The following is a 21,314-nucleotide window of genomic DNA, read 5'->3' on the forward strand; positions in this document are numbered from 1 at the left end:
GACGAAAGCTGCTCCTGCCTGCAAAGCCAAAAAGCGGACGCAGCTCCAGGCAGAGTGCGTCCGCTTTATGGCCTTGCCGCAGCCGCTCATTCGTGCAGAAGCTCCAGGCAGGTATGCAGTAGATAATCTGCCTGTTCATCCGTCAAGCAGGTATGCAGCGGCAGAGAAACCTCGTTTTCAAACATCGCATAGGCATTGGGATAATCTTCGATGCGGAAGCCGCGCTTGCGGTAAGCGGAAAGCAACGGCATGGGCTTATAATGTACATTGGCCGCGATATTCCGCTCTGCCAGCCGCTCAATAAAGCGGTTCCGGTATGCCGCGTCCTTTCCCAGCAGCCTCATCAGATAAAGATGGCCGCTGCTGAGGAAGCCCTCGCCCCGGTGCGCCAGGCTCTGCACTGCCTCCCCGGCAAAAGCCGCGTCATAGCGTGCAATCAACTCCTGGCGGCGGGCCAGCAGCCCCGGATAGCGCCGGAGCTGTACCAGCCCCAGAGAGGCCATAATATCCGTCATATTGCACTTAAAATAGGGCTCGACAATATCGTATTCCCAGGCGCCAAGCTTTGTTTTTGCCAGGGCATCCTTATTCTGCCCATGCAGCGAAAGCAGCATATATTGCTGATAAAGCGAATCGCTGTCAACACCGGGAATCTCCCGCCACGTTGCCGCGCCGCCCTCACCCGTCGTCAAATTTTTGACGGCATGGAAGGAAAAGGTGGTGAAATCCGCAATGGAGCCTACCCGCTTGCCGTGATATTCTGCGCCGAGCGCATGCGCGGCATCCGCCAGAATAATGACACGCCCAATGGCCTCTTGAAGTGCGTTCGCCGGGCGAAACAGCGCCCTTTTCCTCTCCACGATCTCATAAATCCGGTCATAATCACAGGGAACACCGCCGAGGTCCACCGGCACAATCGCCTTAGTTTTTTCCGTGATTGCAGCTTCCAGCCGGTCATAGTCCATCTGAAACGAATCCTTTGCCGTGTCCACCATCACCAGCTGAGCACCCACATGGCACACCACACTGGCGGAGGCAGTATAAGTGTAAGCGCAGGTGATGACCTCATCACCCGGGCCTATGCCAAGCAGGCGCAGCGTCATCTCCGCGGCCGCGGTCGCCGAATTTAGGCAGGCGGTCCGTTTTGTGCCGCAATAGACAGAGAGCGCCTCTTCAAACCGTTTCGTCTTCGGCCCGGTGGTAATCCAACCGGATTTCAGCGTATCGACAACCTCCGCGATTTCCTCTTCGCCAATATCCGGTGGGGAAAATGGTATTTTCATATTCAATCACTCCTTGGCGTTTTTCTCTTCGCCGGCAACACAGTAATATTTGCCCTTGTAGATTTTATAGCTGTGGTCCAGGTCTATTTTGACGGCTTCATGGGCCGGGACGCGGTCCTCCTCGGGCGGCAGCTGCATATAGTCGCCAAAGGCCATCTTTAAATAAGTATCATACCCAGCCGGAACCGGCATCTTCAAGCCTTCAAAATCCACCCATTCCGCTTTTGCAAAAATTTCAGCTGGGTATTGATTGACCATGTATTTATAACGTGCGCAAAGTTCGGTGATATATTGAGTCTCGGGTGTGATCGGATATTGAGACATCTTCTTTTCCGCGAAACGCCAAACCCGATAGCGCATCTTCTGGGACGGCGCCAATGCCAGAAGGAACTTTCCTAAAATGTAAAAACCTTTTCCCTTACTCGTCGGCGCCTCATTATTATTAAACATAGAATACAGTAAAGCCCACATAATCTGGAATTTTCTCGCCCAACGGGATTTTGGACAGCCGTCCAAGGGGAGAATCTCCAGGCGGACGCCATGCTGAATATCAAGATCCCTTTGCCGCTCTTTAATAAAGGTTGTGTCCTCATCTGTTATTGCTGTCAGCAGCGAGCGTAAATAATGTCCCTGGTCAGAACGGCAATATGCATACTTCTCAGTGTCAGCTTCTTCCGCCCAAAGCTTTTTCAGCCTTTCATAATCCGCGCGGGGCATAAAGACGTCGATATCGTCATCCCATGGCACAAACCCCTGATGGCGAATTGCGCCGATACAACAGCCGCCGCAAAAATAAAAGAGCAAATTGTGCTTTTCACAAAATTCTTTGAAATAGACCAGGATCTCAAGACACTTTTTTTGAAGGTCTTTTATAGAGACTTCATGGTACTCAAGCTGCTGCCCATTTTCCAAGCCAGACACCCCTTGATAGATAATCAAATTCAATACGTAATGACGCCGCCGACCAATATGCCGCCTTCTCTGAGATAATCCATCAGCGCCTCAAAGGCTTTGTGCCTCGTCTTCCCTAATCGTTCAAGACAAATAGTAATATCTCCTGAACGGCAGGTTTCAAACGCAGAAAAATCCTCCTGGGCACAGGGAGCCAAGCAAAGCGTAAAGTCCGTGCCCTCAGGCAATTTTTCAAAGCTTTTTGTTACTTCCACTCTTTTCCCTTGTTCACCCAGTACTACGGCAAGGCCGCGAAGTATCTGCTCCTGTCTTTGAGAATCTCGGATGCTGGATGTTACAACGATGCGGTGGGCATTATGCTTCTGCTGCAAATCCAGAAGCATACGCGCACAAAAAGCAGCGGACATTGTTCTATTTTTAGCCATGATTTTCTCCTCCTTTTGCAATCGGGAGCTCACCTAAAACCGGTACCCCATAAAGTGCAAAATCCTCTTTTCTATTAACTGTTGGGAAAAACATCGCCATAAATAATGTAACAAGTAAGCTAAGTCCCAGTCCCAGAATGCCAAATGCGGCAATAATCATCTTCTTCGGAGTATAAGCGGCGCTGACCGTCTCCATAGTTTGTTCTGTCGTTTCACCGATCAGCTTAATGGAAGCCTCTGAAAGACTTTGCACGGATTGTTCCAAAGTCGCCGTGCAGGCCTTCAATGCTGCATTGACAAACTGTTCATCCTTTGCCTTAATCGTAATTGTAAATATAGGAGTGTTTGAAGTTGTCTTCACTTCGTATAAATCAGTTAAGGAAGAAGAGCTATATTCGTCAGCCGGCACAGAAAGGCCTGCATATTTGATAATATCTTCCTTGGTAAAAGCTTGCAGCAAAATCTCGTTAATTTGATAGCGTGCATAATCGGACCCTAATACGCCCGCAACCGTAGCAGCAAACTGGATTGACCGATCACCCTCCGCTGTCGCGGCTTGATCCTCTGTTAAATAAGAAGCGGTGGCAATCCAATTTCCCTCACGCTCCAGCGTTGATTGGCCCGAAGATTTCATCGCACTGATACCTATTCCCAGTATCACGAAGAGCGCGGTAACTATTAGGATAAATATTTTATATCTCCATATTCTCGCCATTACATCTCGGAATCCACATTTTTCAAACAAATAATCCATCTCCTTATCATCATTTGACGTTTATATACCTTTTATTAAATAAGCGCTGGCAATTAAATCGCGTGTAAGGCCTTTTACATAGGCCAGCACCAAAAAAGCAAATAATAAATGTAATCCAAAACTGCACGGACACGATGAACAAGAAGCTCCCAGTTGCTTCCCCTCTAGGCATAAAAAACAGCGATAATAATGATGTTAGAGCAACTATTCTTGCGAAAGTTTTTCCTCTTAACAACCTCATTAAAAAAAGAAGGCCTAGTCCTAAAAGAAGGCTAAATAAAATTACCCCACATATTCCGCCATCTGTAAAAACTTCTAAAATAAAAGAAGAACCCCAACCGTGTCCTTGTAAATAATCACTACGAGCAGTGTATGACATGCTGTGCGCAAAAGAGTTCCCATAGACAGCATGCTCAACACTGTTGCCACTTAGATCCATAGTCCCGAACAATTTACTTGATAAGCCACTATGCGTAAAATAATCAATAAAAGGGCCAAAAGTATAATTTTTGAAAGCAGAATTAGGCAAACTAGGAATTGACTGGAAGCCTATACACAAAACCTCAAAAGAAACCCCTTGTTTATAAAACAAATCAACAATTGATCCCCATAAACCCGAAGTGGCAACTGCTTCGCCTTGCCGAATATAATTATATGCTGATAAAAACACCAAAGAAACGGGTATTATACAAATTAATAACGCCTTTTCTAATTTGCCAATCCATTTTTTTTCATCACCAAGAGTATCACGAACAAAAAAATACAGAAATGCAAAAATTGCATTCTCCACTATCGGATTCCTTATACCAATAATAAGGGAAGGCACAGCAGATAACACATATACTGACAAGACAAAAAAAGCCCAATGCTTTTGCGGAAGCGTGGCCAAATAAATACATAAGGCATAGATCATCAAGGAAGCTGGAATATGAATATAAAACGGTAAAGAGTTGTGATATAAAATATAGTAATCTTCATACGCTTTCCCCTGCATAAAAACTAACTTATCCGCTTCTTCAATCAAAAAGCATAACATTGTAATTATCCAGAACCCAAAAGAAACAATACGCAAAGCACGCTGAAAATCAAACTCATCCATTGAGAACCATTTGGGAACTATCGCTATTTTTTTTGCTATAAATCTATCAGCCGCAATGCCCCCAATCTGTATACAGAACAAAGAAACAAAAATAGCTATCAAAGCAAAATATACGGCTGAAACTTCAAAATTCCACCACTTAACATTACGAAACATGCTAATAACGGGTCTGGACAAAAGAAAAACAAAAAACGTCAAATTAAAAAACAGAAAAAAAATGCGATCTCTTATATTCTCAGCTGCAAACAATAAATTACTTATCAGCAAGCATAAATTAGCACAAAGTAATATATTAAAATTGCCGAGGCAAAGTCCTATCCCAAAAAGCATCCAGGAAAGTATCAAACAACAATATCGTAAGTATCTCGCCATTGACATCTCCTTTTTATCTACTGCGATAAGATTATCTGCTGTTATCATTCGTATTGGTCAGAACATTTCACAGGCCTTAAATCTCCCAGCGAAAAACCGTTTTAAAGGGTGTGTTCAAATCCGTCTCAAACACACGGGAAAGGTCCGCAACCGTATGGACGGGCCGATCCTCATAAATGATGGCGCTGAGCCTTTTTTGAAACTGGGGCTGCTCCATCAGCTCCACCGCCTTGACAAAATCCTCGCGCCCGGACCGGCTGCAGCCGGTAAAGGTCAGCCCCTTCTCCAAAATATCGCGGGTACGAACGGGAACGCGGTTTTCGCTCACGCCCATGAGCATGACCGCCCCCTGCGGCCTGACGGCCGTTATAATGTCGTCAATTGCATAATAGCTGCCCTCGCCGCCCGTGCACTCAAAGGCATGGTCAATATGAAAACCCTCCGGCAAGCTGTCAAAGAGGAAGGTTCTGTCTGCAAAAGAAAACTGAAGCAGCTTGCGCTCGTGCTTTCCCACCACGAAAATGCGGCTTTCCGGCAGGAGCTGGCGCAGCACACAGCACACCACATAAGCGAGGCTGCCGTCGCCCCAAACGCCGATGGTCTCACGCCGGGTGTGCGCCGCCCGCATAAAACGGCCGGCGGCATGGACTGCTACGCTGACAAATTCCGTGATGGCTGCCACCGGCAGAGGCACCTGCTCAAACGGCACCACGCGGTCGGGCGAAAGGTTGACATATTCGCGCATAAAGCCGTCACAGCCGCTGGAAAGAAAGCGGCTGCCCTCAGCATAATTTTCATAGGTAACACCGTCATCCCTGCCGGGAACGTTGGGGATGAGCACGACTTTCTGGCCTCTTTGAAAGGAGCCTGTGCCATCCCATACAACCTGCCCGCAGCACTCATGAATCAGCGCCATGGGCAGCTTTTGCCGCAGGATCTTCGCATCCCGCCGCCCCAGGAAATAGCGCTGGTCCGCATGGCAAACCGCCATACATTTCGGGCGGATGATGACCTCTTTTTTGAAGTCGACCTCCTCATACTTCAGGGAGAAAACATGAGGGCTCACCAATTGATATACATAATTAATCAATGGCAATTCCTCCTACCATCGCCTGCGCGATTTTATAATCGCTTACATTGGTAATTTTGAGATTGGAGACCTCCCCGCGCACCATAAATACCGGAAGCCCCCGCACTACACAAATTTTGCAAGCGTCCGTCAAAACATTTTTCTCTTCGTCGGAGAGATCGAAATAGAGCTCCTTCAGGCGCTTCATATTAAAGGACTGCGGCGTCTGGCCCTGGTACATCTTGCTGCGGTCCGGGATTTCTGTAATGGTTCCGCCCTCGTCCGACACGACAATGGTGTCTGTTGCGGGCACAACGGTGTCGCAGGCGCCATACTTCAGCGCGGCGTCGATGTTCTCTTCGATAATGCGCATGGTGACAAACGGGCGGACAGAATCATGGGTCACGATAATATGCTCATCGCTGGCCCCGTGATCTGCCTCTATTTTTTCAATGATATTGATGATAGTCGAATTTCGGTCTCCGCCGCCCGGTACGATCCTGATGCCGGCCTTGCGCGCGGGCACATATTTGTCGAGCAGATCCTCCATATGCAGCACCCAGTTCGGGTGCACCCCGATATAAATCATATCCAGGCGCTCGCACAGCAAAAATTTTTCCAGGGTATGAACCAGGATCGGCTTGTCCCCCAGGGGAAGGAACTGCTTCGGCATGTCTGAAATATTCATCCGGCTGCCAACGCCGCCGGCTAAAATAGCGCCAAAAATCATTTTTCATTCTCCTTATTGCCATATTTTCCTTTATAATCACGGTAGCTGTGCTCAAGATCGTACAAAACGGCATCGTGATGCGCAACCCGTTTTTCCTCCGGCGGCAGCTGCATATAATCGCCGAAAACTATGCGGAGGTATTCGTCATAGCCGATCGGCAGCGGCATGAGTTCACCCTCAAACTCCTTTTCAACAGCGGCGGCAAAAATCTGCTTTGGATATTTATTTTTCATATAGCCCGGCCCCGAGCAGAGCTCGGTGATATTCGCGCAGTCGTCTATCTTATATTTTGTCATGTGCCGTTCGGCAAAACGCCAGATTTTATAACGCAGCCTGCGGGATGGAACCATTCCCAGCAAAACCCGGCTGCCGAGGCGCATCAGCCCGCCATGGTTTTCCGGCACGGTCTGTGCCCGAAATAAGGAATAAATCAACGCCCAAAAGACCTGGAATTTCCGCTTCAGGGGGGCATCCGGATACCCGTCCAGCGGGAGAATATCCATCGCCAGCCCATGGCAGAGGTCCAGGTCCTGCTGATAGGTTTTGACAACCGCCGTCCGGCTGTCACGAATCGTAGCGAACAAGTTGCGGTCAACCAGATGTGCATCTGCGTTTACCAGCACATAGCGCTCGCTGTCTGCTTTTTCATTCCAAAGGGCGAGGAAGCGCTCGTAGTCCGGGCGGGGCATAAAAAAATCAACGTCGTCATCCCAGGGGATAAACCCCTGGTGACGGACGGCGCCTATGCAGCAGCCCCCGCAAAAATAGGCCAGCAGCTTATTTTCCGCGCAAAAGTCCCGGAAATAGACCGCCATTTCGAGCCCCTTCTTTTGCAGGGCCTTCAACTGTTCTTCCGTTAAATCCGCCATATCTCGTGCCTCCGCATATCACTGAAAACCGCCGTGATTTTTTTTCATTGCCGTTTTGATTTCCTCCACCTCGGGCGAACGGCCGCCACTGTGCTTTCTCAGCCAAAACGGCAGCTTAACAAGGCCTACCAATGTCCCCGCGCCATAGGAAAGGTGCAGCAGCAGGAAGAGGAGGGGCAGCAGCAGGTTGCTGATGTGGAACCGCCTGGTCTCAATAATGGCCTTACAAGCCATTGCCACTGCCAGAATACCATAGAGCGACCACATCAGGGCCATTAGCAGCGGGTGGCCGAGCACAGCCAGCAGCGCCGTAACCAGAATGGCGCACACAAAGGCAAGGGGCACGAAATGGTAAAGAGAAAAGCACTGGGGGCAGACCCCCACCGTCAGGCCAATCCAGTAACCGTTTTTATACTTTTGCTTCAGCATTTTTCCCAGGCCGTTGCGTGTATGCTGGTAAGAAATAATCTCCGGCTCGTAGCACAGCCGGTATCCGGCGGCGCGAATCCGGTAATTCATTTCATTATCCTCTGTGCGCCAAAGGTTTTCATTGTAGCCGCCGACCTCTTCAAAAACAGTCCGGCGGTAAGCCCCGTGGAAGAGGCTTTTTACATAAAGCTCCTCCTGTTTTCTTCTGTAAGGGGCAACACTGCTGCCGAACATGGAGGTTTCCGCCATTAGCAGGGTTCGTTTAAACGGGGTGTCCTCATCTATAATGTTGGGCCGTCGGCCCCCGCACACTGCTTCCCCGCGGTTCAGGCAGGCCATATTTTTACTGACAAAATCCACCGGGATCGAGGAATGGGCATCCACACGCAGAATAACGTCGGCCATGGCGTTTTTCAGCACTACATTCCACCCGCACGGCAATACGCGCTTCTCATTATCGGCTACCACAACACGCCGGAAAGCGCCCTCGTTTTTCTGTTGGAACTCCAGCATTTTTTCCTTGGTGCCGTCTGTAGACAATCCATCCACCAGAATAATCTCCATCAATTCATGCGGATAGTCCTGGGCACGGACCTCGTGAAGCAGGGAGTCCATGCACGCCTGCTCGTTATAGGCGATGATACATAGCGAAACCGTGGAAACCGGCTCCAATCTTTTGACGTCTGCCATATGCCCCTCCTCCCACCGGGTTTTCCGCGCATGATCCTCGGCATGGGCGCGCCCTGTAAAACAGCGCAAAAATATTTTATCACAACCATTTACCGTGCTTAAAGCGCAGGTAAACAACAGATTAATTCCAAGCTATTTGCCAGTTCATTATAGCAAGTCCCTAAAAATTTGTCAAATAAGCCGCCGGCCGGGCCATGCCTGCCTGCTTTCTCTATTTATATAGCATTCCGGTTGAGCGCAAATTTATCAGCCGCATCATAAAAAACGCCGGCAAATCACGCAAAACCATTGACAAACGCCGGCTTTTGGATTATTATTCTAATCGTTTTATTAAACTGAGAATATAATTTTAACAGGAGGCGTTCTATATGGAGGATCACGCATGCCTGACATTGATTCAGAACTCGTTCCCACGCTTGACGGATGTGGAAAAGAAAGTAGCCGCTTACCTGCTGGCAAATGGGGAAAAGGTCGTTTACATGACGGTTTCTGAACTGGCGGAAGCGACCGGGGTCGCGCCCTCCGGGATCATCCGCTTCTGCAAAAAGGTCGGCTATGCCGGCTATTCAGACCTCAAAATCAGCCTGGCCCGCAGCGTTGTCCCTAGTGAAAACCGGCTGCTGCCCGCAGTGGACGGAAACGACAGCGATGCTGATGTTTTAAACAAGGTATTCGCCAGCAGCATCGACGCACTGCACGACACCCTGATGCTGCTGGATCGCGCCGCTTTTACACAGGCGGTCAACCTGCTGCAGCAGGCAAAGCGCATTGTGTTCTTCGGCATCGGCACCTCGTCCACAATTGCCGCAGACGCATTCTACCGGATAATGCGGATAGGGTACCCGGCCTTCTATGCGGTAGACCCGCAGATTATGCGTACGCTGGCAGCGGCACTGTCGCCCGGCAGCGTCGCCGTAGGCATTTCCCACAGCGGTGAAACCTATGACACCGTCAAGGCCGTTCGCATTGCACGCGAGCAGGGCGCAAATACCCTTGTCATTACCAGCTACCAGGACAGCCCCATCTGCCGCTATGCGGACCTGGCGCTCACTGCCTTTTCCGATGAAATCCGCTACCCGGTCGAAGCGGTTTCCTCCCGGATTGCCCATGTAGCCCTGCTCGATGCCCTGTGCGTGGCCCTCTCCCTGCGGGAGCCGAAGCGCACCTCGCGCCACATGGCGCTGGGCTCAAAATACCTGGAGGATTTCCGCGTAAAGGCCGCGCCCTCATCCTCCGCAAAGGGCGGCTCAGGGGGCCGGAAATAGCAGCTTTCCAGCGGCAAGCCACACTGAGCGTCATGTAATAAAGCAAGGAGGAGGGCCGGGTCTTGAAGCAAGCGAACACGCAGAGACGGCAGCTGTTTTCAGGCTGCTCTTTTCTGCAAATGCGAATGCTGGCTCTATGCTGGTTCGCATACATTTTTGCCTATTTACTGCGTATGAACCTGTCGGTAGCGATTCCCGTCATTAAGCAGAGCGAGGGGTACAGCAACACGCAAATCGGCCTGCTGACCAGTTTATTTTTTCTGACCTATACCATTGGGCAGCTGCTCAGCGGCCTGCTGGGCGACCATCTGCGCAGCAAGCCCCTGCTGGTTACCGGCCTGCTGCTGTCTGCCTGCTGCAACCTCGGCTGTGCGTTTTCCAGCGGGCTGCCCATGCTGTTTGCCTGCTGGATACTCAACGGCTTTGCACAGTCCATGCTGTGGGGGCCGCTTATCCGCACTCTTTCCCTTTGGTTCAATGCCAGGCAACTGGAACGTGTTTCCTTTTATATGGCGCTGAGTACCATCACCGGCTATGCCTGCTCATGGGGGCTGGCCTCCTTTCTCTCTGAAAGGCTGGGCTGGCGGGCGGCTTTTTGGCTGCCAGCCGTGCTTGTTCTGTTGTTTGCCGCACTGCTGCTATTATTATTCCGCAGCACGCCGCAGCGCCCGCTGCCCGCGCAGGAGCACGAACCCGGCCTGGCGGCGGAGGCGCCGCGCTCCCTGGGCGATCCGTCTCCTGTGGTTCCGCGCCTGTCGCTGTTTGCCTACCTTGGCAGGATTTGCTTTCCCGTGCTGTTTCTCATGGCGGCGGCCCAGGGCCTGGTTCGGGAGGGCGTCGGCGTGTGGCTGCCGACCGTCCTGACGGAATCCGGCTATTTTCCCGCAGACTCGCTTTGGTTTGTGCTGCTGGTCATTCCGCTGATGAACCTGGCCGGCGTGCTGTTTGTACAAAAGCTTCTGCGGCGCGCGGGACAAAACAGCGGAAAAATCCTGTTTTTTCTCTACATACTCATTACCGCCGCCGCGGCGCTGCTCTTCTTCCTTGGCGGCAGCAATGTAATACTACCGCTAATCCTGATGGTTCTTTTATTGTCTGTCACCTATGGGACCGGCCCCATTTTCACCAGCCTGATTCCCTTTCAGCTTTCAGCTTACGGGCGTGTTTCGCTGACCGCCGGCCTGTTCGACTTTTCCATCTACTGCGGGGCCGCGCTTTCCGGCGCAATCTCCGGCGCATTGTCCGACGGCTATAGCTGGGGGACCGTCTACCTTTTTTGGCTGCTCGCCGCGGCAGTAGGGCTGCTGGCGGCTGTCGCCTGGTTTTTCTTCAGCAAGCGGGGCACGGCCCCGGGCTCAAAACCGGCAAAGGCGAAATAGGCCCCTTGTGCGATCTTATCCTTGGAGGAATGAATATTGAACACAAAGACAAAAGGGATTTTACTCACGATTGCATCCGCGCTTTTATTTGGGGTTACGCCTGTGCTGGCAAGCCTTACCTACGACATGGGCAGCAATGCCTCTACGCTGACCTTTTACCGCAACCTTATGGTTGTCCCCGTGCTGATTATTGTGATGCTGGTGAAAAAAATCCCCTTTCGGCTTCACAAAAAGGAGCTCGGCCTGATTCTGCTGGTCGGCATCGTCTTTCGTGCCAGCACCACCTATATGCTCTATGACTCCTACCAATACATCGGCATCGGCACCTCCACTACGCTGCATTTTCTCTACCCGGTGTTTACCGCGCTGATCTGCCGGGTGTTTTTCAAGGAGCACATGGGCAAGTTCAAAATAATAGCGCTCGTCATTGCCAGTGCCGGAATCCTGTTTTTCTTCGACCCGTCCGGCTCCCTGCAGTGGCCTGGCCTGGTATTGGCAATCGCCTCCGCCGTTACCTACTCCTGCTATATGACCGGCATGGACAAGACCGCCCTGCGGGACATTAACCCCAACAAGGTAGCCTGTTACATGGGGCTCAGCAACGCGCTGGCCATGCTGGCGCTCGACATTCCCAGCGGAAACATTGTATTTGCACTTCCCCCGCTGGCAATGGGTTACACCTTTATTATAGCCGTGTGCACCTCCTTTCTCGCCGTTGCGCTGTTGCAGATGGGAATCAAAGAGCTTGGCGCCAGTACCGCCGCCATCTTCTGCATGTTTGAGCCGGTAGCCAGCATGCTTTCCGGCTGGATTTTTCTGGGGGAGGCATTTTCCTGGTCCAACCTCTCCGGCTGCCTGCTCATTCTCGGCGCCGTCGCGGTTATTGTGATGTCAGACCACCGCAGCGCGGACAAACGCCCGCAGGTGGTCCCGGAACAGGGCCCCAGCCGTTAGGCCCTTCTGTTTCCCCGGAATCTCCGGGGATTTTTTTATGCTGTAAGTAAAAATAACGGCAGAGGTTTTCCTGAGGGAAAACCTCTGCCGTTATGGCATTATTTATACGCCGCTACCGATCCCAATCCGGGTTCAGCTCCAGATCCTTGCGGTAATACAGCCGGTCCCGGCCGCTGATTTCGCGGATCACCCTACACGGCGCGCCGAAGGCAACCACCCCGGCGGGAATATCATGCGTCACCACGCTGCCGGCGCCGATGACCGTACCTTTGCCGATGGTGACGCCCGGCAGCACCACTGTGTTCGCGCCAATCCACACATCATCTTCAATGACAACCGGCAGTGAAAACTGGGCGCACTTGCGCCGGTACTCGCCCCACACCGGATGCCCGGTCACCGTAACGGTGACGTTCGGGCCAAACATTACATAGTTGCCAATGTGTACCTCGCCGTCGTCGACAATGCTCATATTAAAGTTGGCATAAAAATGGTGCCCGATATAGGTGTTGCAGCCATAGGCGAAATTGACCGGAGACTCCATCCAAACCTCCTCCCCCACACTGCCCAGGAGCTCCTCCAGAATACGCCGCTTGGTTCTCGTGTCGCCGGGACGGGTATGGTTAAAGTCGAACATCAGCTCCTTACAGTGGTTGCGCTGAAATTCTATTACCTGCTCATAGGCACGGTCCTGGGCGCTGCTGTGTCCATACTCACAATACACCAGGCCTGATTTCATCTGTTTTTCCAATGACATTTGATTTTTCCTCTCCCTTTACAAGCTTTTTCCATATAATGCCGCGCCTATTGATACAGCAGCAAGCGAACGCTGCCGCCTAACCCCGAAGGCTGCGGTGTCTGGAAATACTCCCGCTCCCGCCAATTAAAGTAGCGCTGGCGCAGATGGTCGTTGATGGTCTCTCCAAAATAGGGCCATTCCTCCAGCAGGGCGGGCTCCTCCTGCTCCATGGCCTTGGTCTCCGGCGACAGCATGGCATTGATTACCGTACTGCGCACCTCCAGCCGCACCGTATTTTCCCCTTCTCTCAGGGCCGGAGTAATATCCGCCGTATAGGGCAGCTTCCAAATATCCCCGCAGAAAACCTCATTGACATAGACGGAGGCTGTACAGTGCAGGTTCTCAAGTGCAAGCTCTACCCGGCGGACACCCTCGTCCGCCGTCCAGTGAAAGGCGGCGCTGTAGGTTCCCAAGCCGGAATACCACTCCAGCCCCGGCACGGTATTCCAAAGCTGCGGCGCAGGGGTTTCTCCGTAGCCTTTGCCGTCCACCGTCAGCAGCCACCCAGAAACCTCCCGGCAGGCACAGGGGGCGTCCGCCTCCTGAACCCAAACCTCGCCCGGCTTCAGTTCCGGTGAAAAAACAAAGTAGAGCGATTGCATCGGCTTAAACTGAAGAGTGACGGACAGCCGGCCGCCGCGTTCCTCCGCGCCCTGCACCGGCAGCTCCCGCCCGCTCTCGGCACAGAGCACCCGGAAGCCGCCGGATACCTGGTAAAACGTAAGCGCCGTGCGGACTGCCTCTCTGGAGATATTCGAGAAGAAATAAAGCTCCTGTTCCCCGCAGCGGCGGTGGACGAACCCGACGGTATCGTTTTTTTCCACCCGTACGTCGGGTTTTACCTGCGCATGCAGGCATTGAAGCAGCGCCTGCTCCTTATTCTCAACACGGATGGCCCGTCCTCTTCCGCAGCCGCCGCCAAACAGCTCGTCCATCAGCGCGCGCACCCGCTCGTGGTCTGTCTTTCCCTCCACCAGGCCGCAGCTGCGGCAGGGGACTCCGTCGGCAATCAGGGTACCGCCGGCACGCACAAATTCCACTAGGCGCTCCGCTGTTTCAAGCGGCAGGCGCGTACATTGCAGCAGCAGAATGGTACGGTAGCAATTTGTCTCGATGCAAAGCCCCGCCGGGGTGATGGAGCCCAGGCTGCAAACCGCCTCGTCGTTGAGATAATCGAACCAATAGCCCGCCTTGTTGATTCGGTCCGCCGTCTCACGGCCGATGCGCTCCTCCAGCTTCATGGCCAGGTGAATATCCGAGAGCAGATTCTCCGCCCAGACATCCGCCTGCGGCAGATAAACCGCGATATCCGACACCGGGACGCCCTCGCGCAGCAGGGCGCTGCATGACTGGATGTAGCGTGCCACATGATGGTAAAGCGGCCACCAGCCCGCGGTGTGGTTGATGTTGCAGCTGGCATAAAACGGCCAGCCACGCGGCCCAGCCAGTTCCGGGCTGTAGGCGTAGCCGTGGTTGACAATCATATTCATGCCGTCCAAGAAAATCGCGTCCACCGCGGCCTTCAGGTCCTGCAGCGTCTCGGTGAAACGGGGAACCTTCAGCCAAGTGAAGGACTCGTTGGATATAATCTGCTTCCCATAAATATGCCCGCTGGACGAGGCAAGCCGGCGGTGAATGGTGTTGCACTCCAGTTTGTCGTGCTCGCCGAATGTCTCGCCCTCCGGTATATCCGCGCACGCATAGACCTTGAGAATATCCCCCCATGTACCGTGCGCCTGGATGCGGGTGGTGTGGCCCCGCTCCTTGCTCCAAGCCGTAAACCGCTGAAAAAAATTCTCGATCGTCAGCTCCGACATGGTGCGGAAATAGTCGTAACGAATGTCGCCCGTGGCCTCCCCCATATCGCCCCACAACGCATAGATATAGGGCTTAAGGGAATAGCCGCGCCTTTTTTCAAACTCCTCCAGCAGGACGCCGCTCCAATTGTGGCCGTCGCACTCGATGGAGTCACAGAATAGGCTGCCCAGATCATCCCCCAGCCGCTGGACCAGCGGCTCCACCATATGGCCGAAAAAGCGGTCAAAGGCAGCGGCGCTGCAGTGGTCCATTACCAAACCGTCGGCATTGGGGCAAGGCTTGAGCGCCATCATCCGGTAGCGGTTGATAACAAAGATGGTCAGCTTATGCGGCCCCTCCGGCACCTCCACTGCCTTCATCTGAGTGCCCCACGGCCAATTAAACAGGTATTTATCCGTAAAGGCGCCAGTCACATCCCGCACCGTTTCGGGCAGCATCCGGCTGTTTTCCATCTTACCGAGAGACGCGGCACAAACCTCGCCGGTAAACTGCGTGGTAAAATCGTGCGCGTACGTACACGGCCCCTGTATATCGATTTGATAGGGCAGGGCGCTCTGCATGGCATACTCCTGCGTAATGGGCGGGCCGCCGTAGGGCCAGCTTGAGCCTGGGGTAAAATCGAAGCGCAGCCCCAGCTCCCTGCAGCGATGTGCCGCATAACCGGTCAGCTCAAAAAAACGCGGCGAGAAATAGGGGACGTTTTGTACGCCCTTCTCCCTGTCGTCCCGGTGAAGCGGGTACAGAATTTGCAGCTCCACTCCGCCGATGCCGGCTTCCTTCATCAGGTTCAGCTCCCGGTCGATTTCCTTTTCCTCCACCGCGCAGCCATACCACCACCAACGGGTCATGCCGCGGGCCGCCTCCGGCGGGTTCCGCAGCAGCGCCTTAAAATCCGTCATTCTTCCACAGCCTTTCTATAATCTGTTCTGCACCCATTTTAACAATCGATTTTCCCCGCGTGGAAAGCCTTCCCCGCCCCGCTTGAGAGGCGCACATCAAAGCAACGGCTCCAGCAGCGCCCTGCCGCCAAAAGCTTACCGGTATTTATTCAGCTTTTTCAGCGCCTCATCCTTCTTGTCCATCGGGTACCAAATGGGGGTTTTCACCAGGTCGTCCGGGTGCTGGATGACCGCGAGAATATCATCCAGATAGTGGTCGAAATCGTAATAAGCCTGAATTTTTTTGCCGGCCTTGGAAATTTTGCTGTAGACCTCGCTCCAGTCCATTTCCCGTTCGGGCCCTTCACCCGGCACCCACTGAATACCGTAGATATCCTCCTGCGCAAGCAGGTCGTCCAGGTGGCGGAGCTCGCCCACACCGTCCAGGTGGTAAAAAGGACGGTACAGCTTTTTCGCGGTATGCTTCAGCTCCTCCAGTACGAACTGCCGGAACATGCCGTTGCTGATCATATAACAAAAATCGCATTGCAGCATGTAGGAGGGCTTTTCACTGTAAATTGCCGCCCAGTCCGAAAAGCCCTGCTGCCCGGCGATGATTTCCAAAATCTCGCTATAAAATTGGCTCCAAAGGTCTGAAATCTCCCAAACAAGCCGCTGAACCTCCTCCGGCTCGTCGTACAAGTCGTAGAGCAGCTGGTCCGTCGTCAGGAAAGATGCCAGAATGTCGAGCACGCCGCCGAGATCCGTCATACCCATACAAACATTTCCGCCCCATTTCTTCATGCCGGCGCGGTAGATGTCTTTAATCCGCACCAGCCAGGGGTTATCCGGGTCATAGGCGAGGTGCAGCTCGCGGATCGGCACCTTCTTTTTTGGGGTAAACCACACGGTGTTATTGTCGTTTTCCAGGTTGCAGCCCAAAAACGCCGCCCCAACGCCCGGGCCGAACTGGTCCATGTGCATATGCGGAAAGCTGTCGCCATGGAACTCACAGGTCGAAAGCTCATAATCATAGCGGTCGATGATCTGCTCTGGGGTAATGCTCAGGTCATTGCAGTTGGCAAACGAGAGGACCGGATTTTTAGGCTTGTCCCGCATAGGGTCCGCACCGCCGATAACCAGCGGCAAAATCGGACGGCCGAGCTCATTTTTCCACCATTTCCGGTGGTTCTCCCGCACCTCATCCCATTGCTTATCTGTAAAACGAATCATAAGCTCAACTCCTCTTCCCAGTGAAATGTCAGGGTTTTCCCGTCTCCCGCCGGATTTTTAACCGTTAAAATACCGCTCTTAAAGCGGATTTTCCACTCGTCCTTCTTCCCCAGGTAGGGCTCTACAGCCGCCTGAAACACCGGCCCGGTAAAGTCGGGCACAACGGCCCAGCCGCCCCGGCCGCTCTCTTCCAGCACCCCGGCAAATTCCGCCTCAAAATAGGCGGGAATCACCGCCAGGGCGCCCGCGCGCACTCTTTCCGCCACGGTTTCCACCGTCGAGGGCCCAAGCCGGCTGCCGCAGACAACCAACAGCCGGGCATCGCCAATATCCTCCGGCCGGACATATTGGTCGAACACCAATGCCTGGTTCAACGGGTGAAAAATGGGGTGGCACAGCGTCTCCTCCTCCTTGGGGACACCATGCGCAAGCGGCAGGGTACGCAGCGTTTCCTCCGTCCGGGGGTACTTGCCCAGCGGAATCATGTCAAACTCGGATTTATGATAGGTAAGCGCCTCATGCGAGCAGGTTTTGTGCAGCAGCGTATACATTACGTCAATGAACGAGTTTGTACGCGCGTCGGGCAGCAGGTCCTTGGAGCCAAACAGGCCGCTGCCGTCGAAATTACCGCTCTTGGCAATGCAGGCGTCGTCCGCGCGGATAACGGCAATGTCGCACGCCACATCCAGGTGCGTATAGGGCAGTGGATGCTCCGGCACAAAATTGTGGACAAAATCCAGAAAAATCTCGCCAAATTCGGTGTAGCAAAAACCTTTTTCCGTGTTTCGCAGCAACGCGTCCATATTCTCCACAAACATCATAGACGGGGCCATATAGTAGGCCAGCTGCAAACCGCTTTTAAATTCCTCCGGCGAATGCGCGGGCAGGCCCCACAGGCGGGTAAACCAGTGGCCGACATCCATCCCCCAAAGGTCCACGCAAATGCCGAGCGGCTGCCCGTACTGCTTGGCGGCACCCATGGCAGCCGCCAGCTGCAGCGGCTGAAACTCCTCTTTCAGCACCTTAGGGCATACGCGCATGCCCGCCCGGCTGAAGGTGTGGTACATCACCGGGAACACATGCTCCGAATAAAGCGGAACGCCAAATTTTTGTGAGGCCGCCCGAATCGCCTCGCAAATATCCGCTTCAATCCGGCCGGCGCTCTTCCCGTGCGGGTCCGCCCACTGGTAGCCGCCGCCTTCCCCATATTGGCTGCTGTGCAGCTGGACATGCTCGGTCTCGTCATACAACAGGCCCATAAAATACGGGCTTGTACGCGCCTTTTGCACCAGACCGGGCGAAAGCTCCCCCCGGCCCGTGCCCGGCGCATAAACACGGTTAATGGAATAAAACTCATTTCCCAAAATAAAAGGGAGCTTTGCCTCCGTCAGGATGTCAATCATCCTTTCCGTCTCCTGTTCACAGGGAATGGCATGGTGCATATAAAAGTCGACTCCCAGCTCCCTGATCATGTCCAGGTAGCTTTCCACGGACGGCGTGGGGTCTTGTGCCGCGAAAAACTGCTGTTCCCCCGTGCGCAGGTACCGGTCGCAGCTCTGCGGGTGGAACGGGTCGTTAAAGCCGATGACAGAATTTTGAATGCCAATGAATACTCTCCCCATAAAACGCTTTCCTTTCCAATGACTATTTTCATGGATTGCTTCTTTACCCATTAAAGCATTTCATTGACACGCTGTCAATCTACTTTCCCTGCGAAAAAAATAAGTTTTTTGCTTTTTTATTCCCCCGGGAAACGGATGTCATAAACCCGGCTGTATTCCTTGGTTTCCTGATTTTTGACGGTCTCCGACCGGTTGCGGTAGAGCAGGCGCACCAGCGGGTAAACGTCTACCCAAATTTCGTTATTCCCCTCCTTTTGCGACTCGTCAAAAATCAGCTGCAGGCCGAAGTGGAGATGGGCCTCATCAATATTATTCACATTCTCCGTTGAGCTGTAACCCGTACGCCCCAAATAGCCGATGACATCCCCGGGTTTCACCGTCGATCCAACCTTTAAATCTTTTACATAAGGATAATTTTTACGCAAATGCGCGTAATAATAATAACGTTTTTGATCTTTACTGCGAATACCAATCCGCCAGCCGCCATATTGGTTCCAGCCCATTGCCTCTACAGTACCCCCTTCCACTGCAATAACCGGCGTGCCGACAGCCCCCATCATGTCGTGTCCCAAATGCTTACGGGCAAAGCCATAGGTACGGCTGGCGCCGAAATCGTCATAATCATCATAGGGAAAATTTTTTGCAATAGGCGAAAAACCCATCAGCCCGTATTTTTTCACCCATTTTTTTCCGTCCGGCGCACTTTCATCGGCCACCTGAATCTCATACTCCCCCACCAGACCCGACAGCACCGCAGAATAAGCTTCATAATAATAGGAATAGTAGCGCATATCTCTGGTTAGATCCGCTAGCTGTTCCCCTCCGGCTATTTTTCGGTACAGCTCATCGAGTGTTTTGGTCCGGAAGCCGCTGAAATTTCCGCCGTTTTTCCCCGCGCAGTAGGCGAGCAGCTCCACCCAGCCAATGTCAACCCCCTCTTCATGCGCCTTAATATCCAGGTCTAGGGCATGCTCCAGCACCTCATAGGGTACATTGAACTCTACCCACTTAATATAATTTTTACCGTCTGCCGCCACGGGTTCCCCTGTTCCCGTGGCCTGGAAAGCCGTGGCAATTAAAACGAAAAAGCACACCAGCAAAATAACCGCCCGACTTTTTCTTTTCGGAACCATCATAAACATCTATGTACCCTTCTTTCCGTGTTCCTCTCTCCGGTATACTCTTATATTTTATGGAAAAGCACCACGCTTTAGTACTGACCAGCAGCCGGATTCCATAGCGCGGCCTTGACACGCCCTATATTTTAATAAAGTAAATCAAAAAATCGTTTTTATTCTTTTAATGACTTATAAAAAATTTGAAAGAGCTATAATATTAATAGAAATTTAATATTAACAGGATTTTCCCAAATGTTGGGAGGAGGCGTTTTTTTGAGCGACACACAGAAAAAGCATTACCTGCAAAGCCGGTTGATTTTATTAAAGGCCGGTATTACCAAGGCTAAAAAAGAGGGCGATTACAAGCGTGTTCATCACTTTCAGGAGGCCATTACCCATGTGATGGAGGAAATGAACCGGCTGCCCGTACAACCGTAAAACATACCGGGACCGCTTGTGTGCACAAGCGGTATTTTTTATATTCGGAAAACTACTCGATAGATGAGCGGTTTTCCGCGTATAAAAAAGAAAGCCCATCTACCTGAACGCCGGTAGATGGGCTTTCTTATGCTGTATAAACCTACAATCTGAGGCTCATACCGTCATAGGCGGCAATAAAAGGGGGCCGCAGCATTTCATCCAGTTCCTTTTGAGACGGATGTAGCGTCTTCGCCAGGTGATTGAGCACGATAGGCGCCCCCGTCCTCAAGACCGGCGGCCCATACGGCGTGACTGCCATCAATGTTTGTGCCATGGCCTGCACCATAGAGAGGTCATTATGCTCAAAAATCCGATAATCCCCCGCATGGCCCGGGCCGATTGTGCAGTCAACCACCCATGCATCCAGCTGCCGGCCATGCAGCGCCTCCCATGTACCGGTCAGCATCCAAGCACCGTCAAGCGCGTACAGCACCGCTTTTCCACCCGCCTGAAGCAAATAGTGCAGGGTGGTTTCCCGTTTAAATGCCGGGCCGCTGCCTGTGCTACCGGCAAGCAAACGGTAGTCCGAGCTGTGGTTGGAGGGCAATGGCAGCAGCCGGTAAGCGCCCAGGCACACCTCCTGAAACGGTTCAAGCGCCGATAGCTGCCAATAGCCTTCTCCCTCTGTAAATACATGGGCTATCCACGAGCTTTCCCCATAAATTTTCAAAGGGTTCAGGCCAGCCGCACGCCGTGCCTCCGCTAGCCTGCCGGCAGCCTCCGGGTTGCAATGGTCGGAGTGGCTGTGCGTGAAAAACACTGCGGAAATCTGAGCCCAATCCACCTGCATTTCCCGCAGCCTCTTCAGTGTATGCGCCGTACAGTCCAGCAAAATTTCCCCGTCGATCAGCGTACTTGTAAAGCCCCTATATTCTCCGTCCTTCTTAGGTTCTTTCCAGTCTGCTGCTCCTGTTCCCAAAAAAATGAGTTCCATTTTATCCGCTCCCCTTTTAAGCCGTCCGGCTTCTATTGAATGGCAAAGATCGAGTGAAATTCCGGGATATCCGGAGCCTCATGCGTAGTACCTCTGCGAGGCCTTTTCTGTTGGACGGCCGGCATTCCGCTCCGCCTTTCTTATATATTTTCGCTATTCTGCCTTTTCCCAAGGACCAATTTCTTTGGAAATACGTATGCAGAAA

General features: G+C 52.6%; 19 protein-coding genes. 4 read left to right on the forward strand and 15 right to left on the reverse strand.

From position 1 onward, the window contains the following. Positions 1 to 86 precede the first annotated feature (86 nt). From DPQ25_RS03755 to DPQ25_RS03795, 9 genes are all read right to left on the reverse strand, one after another. Positions 87 to 1,283, reverse strand: coding sequence for a DegT/DnrJ/EryC1/StrS family aminotransferase (locus DPQ25_RS03755; RefSeq protein WP_112331808.1), 1,197 nt, complete (start codon positions 1,281 to 1,283; stop codon positions 87 to 89). 6 nt (positions 1,284 to 1,289) lie between these two features. After that, positions 1,290 to 2,195, reverse strand: a complete 906-nt coding sequence (locus DPQ25_RS03760) for a LicD family protein (protein ID WP_112332035.1) — start codon at positions 2,193 to 2,195, stop codon at positions 1,290 to 1,292. Between the two features lie 29 nt (positions 2,196 to 2,224). Then, positions 2,225 to 2,620, reverse strand: a complete 396-nt coding sequence (locus tag DPQ25_RS03765; RefSeq protein ID WP_112331809.1) for a hypothetical protein — start codon at positions 2,618 to 2,620, stop codon at positions 2,225 to 2,227. Next, complete coding sequence (locus DPQ25_RS03770; protein WP_146740519.1) at positions 2,613 to 3,374, reverse strand: GumC domain-containing protein; 762 nt, start codon at positions 3,372 to 3,374, stop codon at positions 2,613 to 2,615. Before DPQ25_RS03770 ends, DPQ25_RS03765 begins: the two co-directional genes overlap by 8 nt. A 10-nt stretch (positions 3,375 to 3,384) precedes the next feature. Beyond that, positions 3,385 to 4,845 carry an O-antigen polysaccharide polymerase Wzy family protein gene (locus tag DPQ25_RS03775; protein WP_177576821.1) on the reverse strand — a complete coding sequence of 487 codons (1,461 nt, stop codon included), beginning with the start codon at positions 4,843 to 4,845 and terminating at the stop codon, positions 3,385 to 3,387. A gap of 76 nt (positions 4,846 to 4,921) precedes the next feature. Further along, positions 4,922 to 5,935, reverse strand: coding sequence for an alcohol dehydrogenase catalytic domain-containing protein (locus tag DPQ25_RS03780; protein WP_112331812.1), 1,014 nt, complete (start codon positions 5,933 to 5,935; stop codon positions 4,922 to 4,924). Beyond that, complete coding sequence (locus DPQ25_RS03785) at positions 5,928 to 6,644, reverse strand: IspD/TarI family cytidylyltransferase (protein WP_112331813.1); 717 nt, start codon at positions 6,642 to 6,644, stop codon at positions 5,928 to 5,930. Before DPQ25_RS03785 ends, DPQ25_RS03780 begins: the two co-directional genes overlap by 8 nt. Next, complete coding sequence (locus tag DPQ25_RS03790; RefSeq protein ID WP_112331814.1) at positions 6,641 to 7,513, reverse strand: LicD family protein; 873 nt, start codon at positions 7,511 to 7,513, stop codon at positions 6,641 to 6,643. Before DPQ25_RS03790 ends, DPQ25_RS03785 begins: the two co-directional genes overlap by 4 nt. Positions 7,514 to 7,531: 18 nt before the next feature. Continuing rightward, positions 7,532 to 8,632, reverse strand: coding sequence for a glycosyltransferase family 2 protein (locus DPQ25_RS03795; RefSeq protein WP_112332036.1), 1,101 nt, complete (start codon positions 8,630 to 8,632; stop codon positions 7,532 to 7,534). A gap of 368 nt (positions 8,633 to 9,000) precedes the next feature. On the opposite strand from DPQ25_RS03795, the gene DPQ25_RS03800 reads away from it, so the two are divergent. The 3 genes from DPQ25_RS03800 (at position 9,001) to DPQ25_RS03810 (ending at position 12,230) form a co-directional block, all read left to right on the forward strand. After that, complete coding sequence (locus DPQ25_RS03800; RefSeq protein ID WP_112331815.1) at positions 9,001 to 9,897, forward strand: MurR/RpiR family transcriptional regulator; 897 nt, start codon at positions 9,001 to 9,003, stop codon at positions 9,895 to 9,897. A gap of 62 nt (positions 9,898 to 9,959) precedes the next feature. After that, positions 9,960 to 11,276 (forward strand): MFS transporter, encoded by a 1,317-nt coding sequence (locus tag DPQ25_RS03805; protein WP_112331816.1) that lies wholly within the window; start codon positions 9,960 to 9,962, stop codon positions 11,274 to 11,276. 36 nt (positions 11,277 to 11,312) lie between these two features. Then, positions 11,313 to 12,230: a DMT family transporter gene (locus DPQ25_RS03810; RefSeq protein WP_112331817.1), complete on the forward strand. Its 918-nt coding sequence runs from the start codon at positions 11,313 to 11,315 to the stop codon at positions 12,228 to 12,230. A gap of 112 nt (positions 12,231 to 12,342) precedes the next feature. Here the strand turns inward: DPQ25_RS03810 and DPQ25_RS03815 are convergent, their stop codons facing one another. From DPQ25_RS03815 to DPQ25_RS03835, 5 genes are all read right to left on the reverse strand, one after another. Continuing rightward, entirely contained in the window at positions 12,343 to 12,984 is a 642-nt protein-coding gene (locus DPQ25_RS03815; protein ID WP_112331818.1) for a sugar O-acetyltransferase, read from the reverse strand. Positions 12,985 to 13,031: 47 nt separating this feature from the next. Then, entirely contained in the window at positions 13,032 to 15,743 is a 2,712-nt protein-coding gene (locus tag DPQ25_RS03820) for a glycosyl hydrolase (RefSeq protein ID WP_112331819.1), read from the reverse strand. Between the two features lie 135 nt (positions 15,744 to 15,878). Further along, positions 15,879 to 16,955, reverse strand: a complete 1,077-nt coding sequence (locus DPQ25_RS03825; RefSeq protein WP_112331820.1) for a hypothetical protein — start codon at positions 16,953 to 16,955, stop codon at positions 15,879 to 15,881. Further along, positions 16,952 to 18,577: a hypothetical protein gene (locus tag DPQ25_RS03830; RefSeq protein ID WP_112331821.1), complete on the reverse strand. Its 1,626-nt coding sequence runs from the start codon at positions 18,575 to 18,577 to the stop codon at positions 16,952 to 16,954. The genes DPQ25_RS03825 and DPQ25_RS03830 overlap by 4 nt, the downstream gene beginning before the upstream one ends. 116 nt (positions 18,578 to 18,693) lie before the next feature. Beyond that, positions 18,694 to 19,719 carry a M23 family metallopeptidase gene (locus DPQ25_RS03835; RefSeq protein WP_112331822.1) on the reverse strand — a complete coding sequence of 342 codons (1,026 nt, stop codon included), beginning with the start codon at positions 19,717 to 19,719 and terminating at the stop codon, positions 18,694 to 18,696. A gap of 249 nt (positions 19,720 to 19,968) precedes the next feature. On the opposite strand from DPQ25_RS03835, the gene DPQ25_RS14590 reads away from it, so the two are divergent. Next, positions 19,969 to 20,133: a hypothetical protein gene (locus DPQ25_RS14590; RefSeq protein WP_177576822.1), complete on the forward strand. Its 165-nt coding sequence runs from the start codon at positions 19,969 to 19,971 to the stop codon at positions 20,131 to 20,133. Positions 20,134 to 20,275: 142 nt separating this feature from the next. On the opposite strand, the gene DPQ25_RS03840 is transcribed toward DPQ25_RS14590, so the two are convergent. Continuing rightward, positions 20,276 to 21,109, reverse strand: a complete 834-nt coding sequence (locus DPQ25_RS03840; RefSeq protein ID WP_112331823.1) for an MBL fold metallo-hydrolase — start codon at positions 21,107 to 21,109, stop codon at positions 20,276 to 20,278. Between the last annotated feature and the right edge of the window lie 205 nt (positions 21,110 to 21,314).

Source organism: Hydrogeniiclostridium mannosilyticum (assembly GCF_003268275.1).
Taxonomy (GTDB): domain Bacteria; phylum Bacillota; class Clostridia; order Oscillospirales; family Acutalibacteraceae; genus Hydrogeniiclostridium; species Hydrogeniiclostridium mannosilyticum.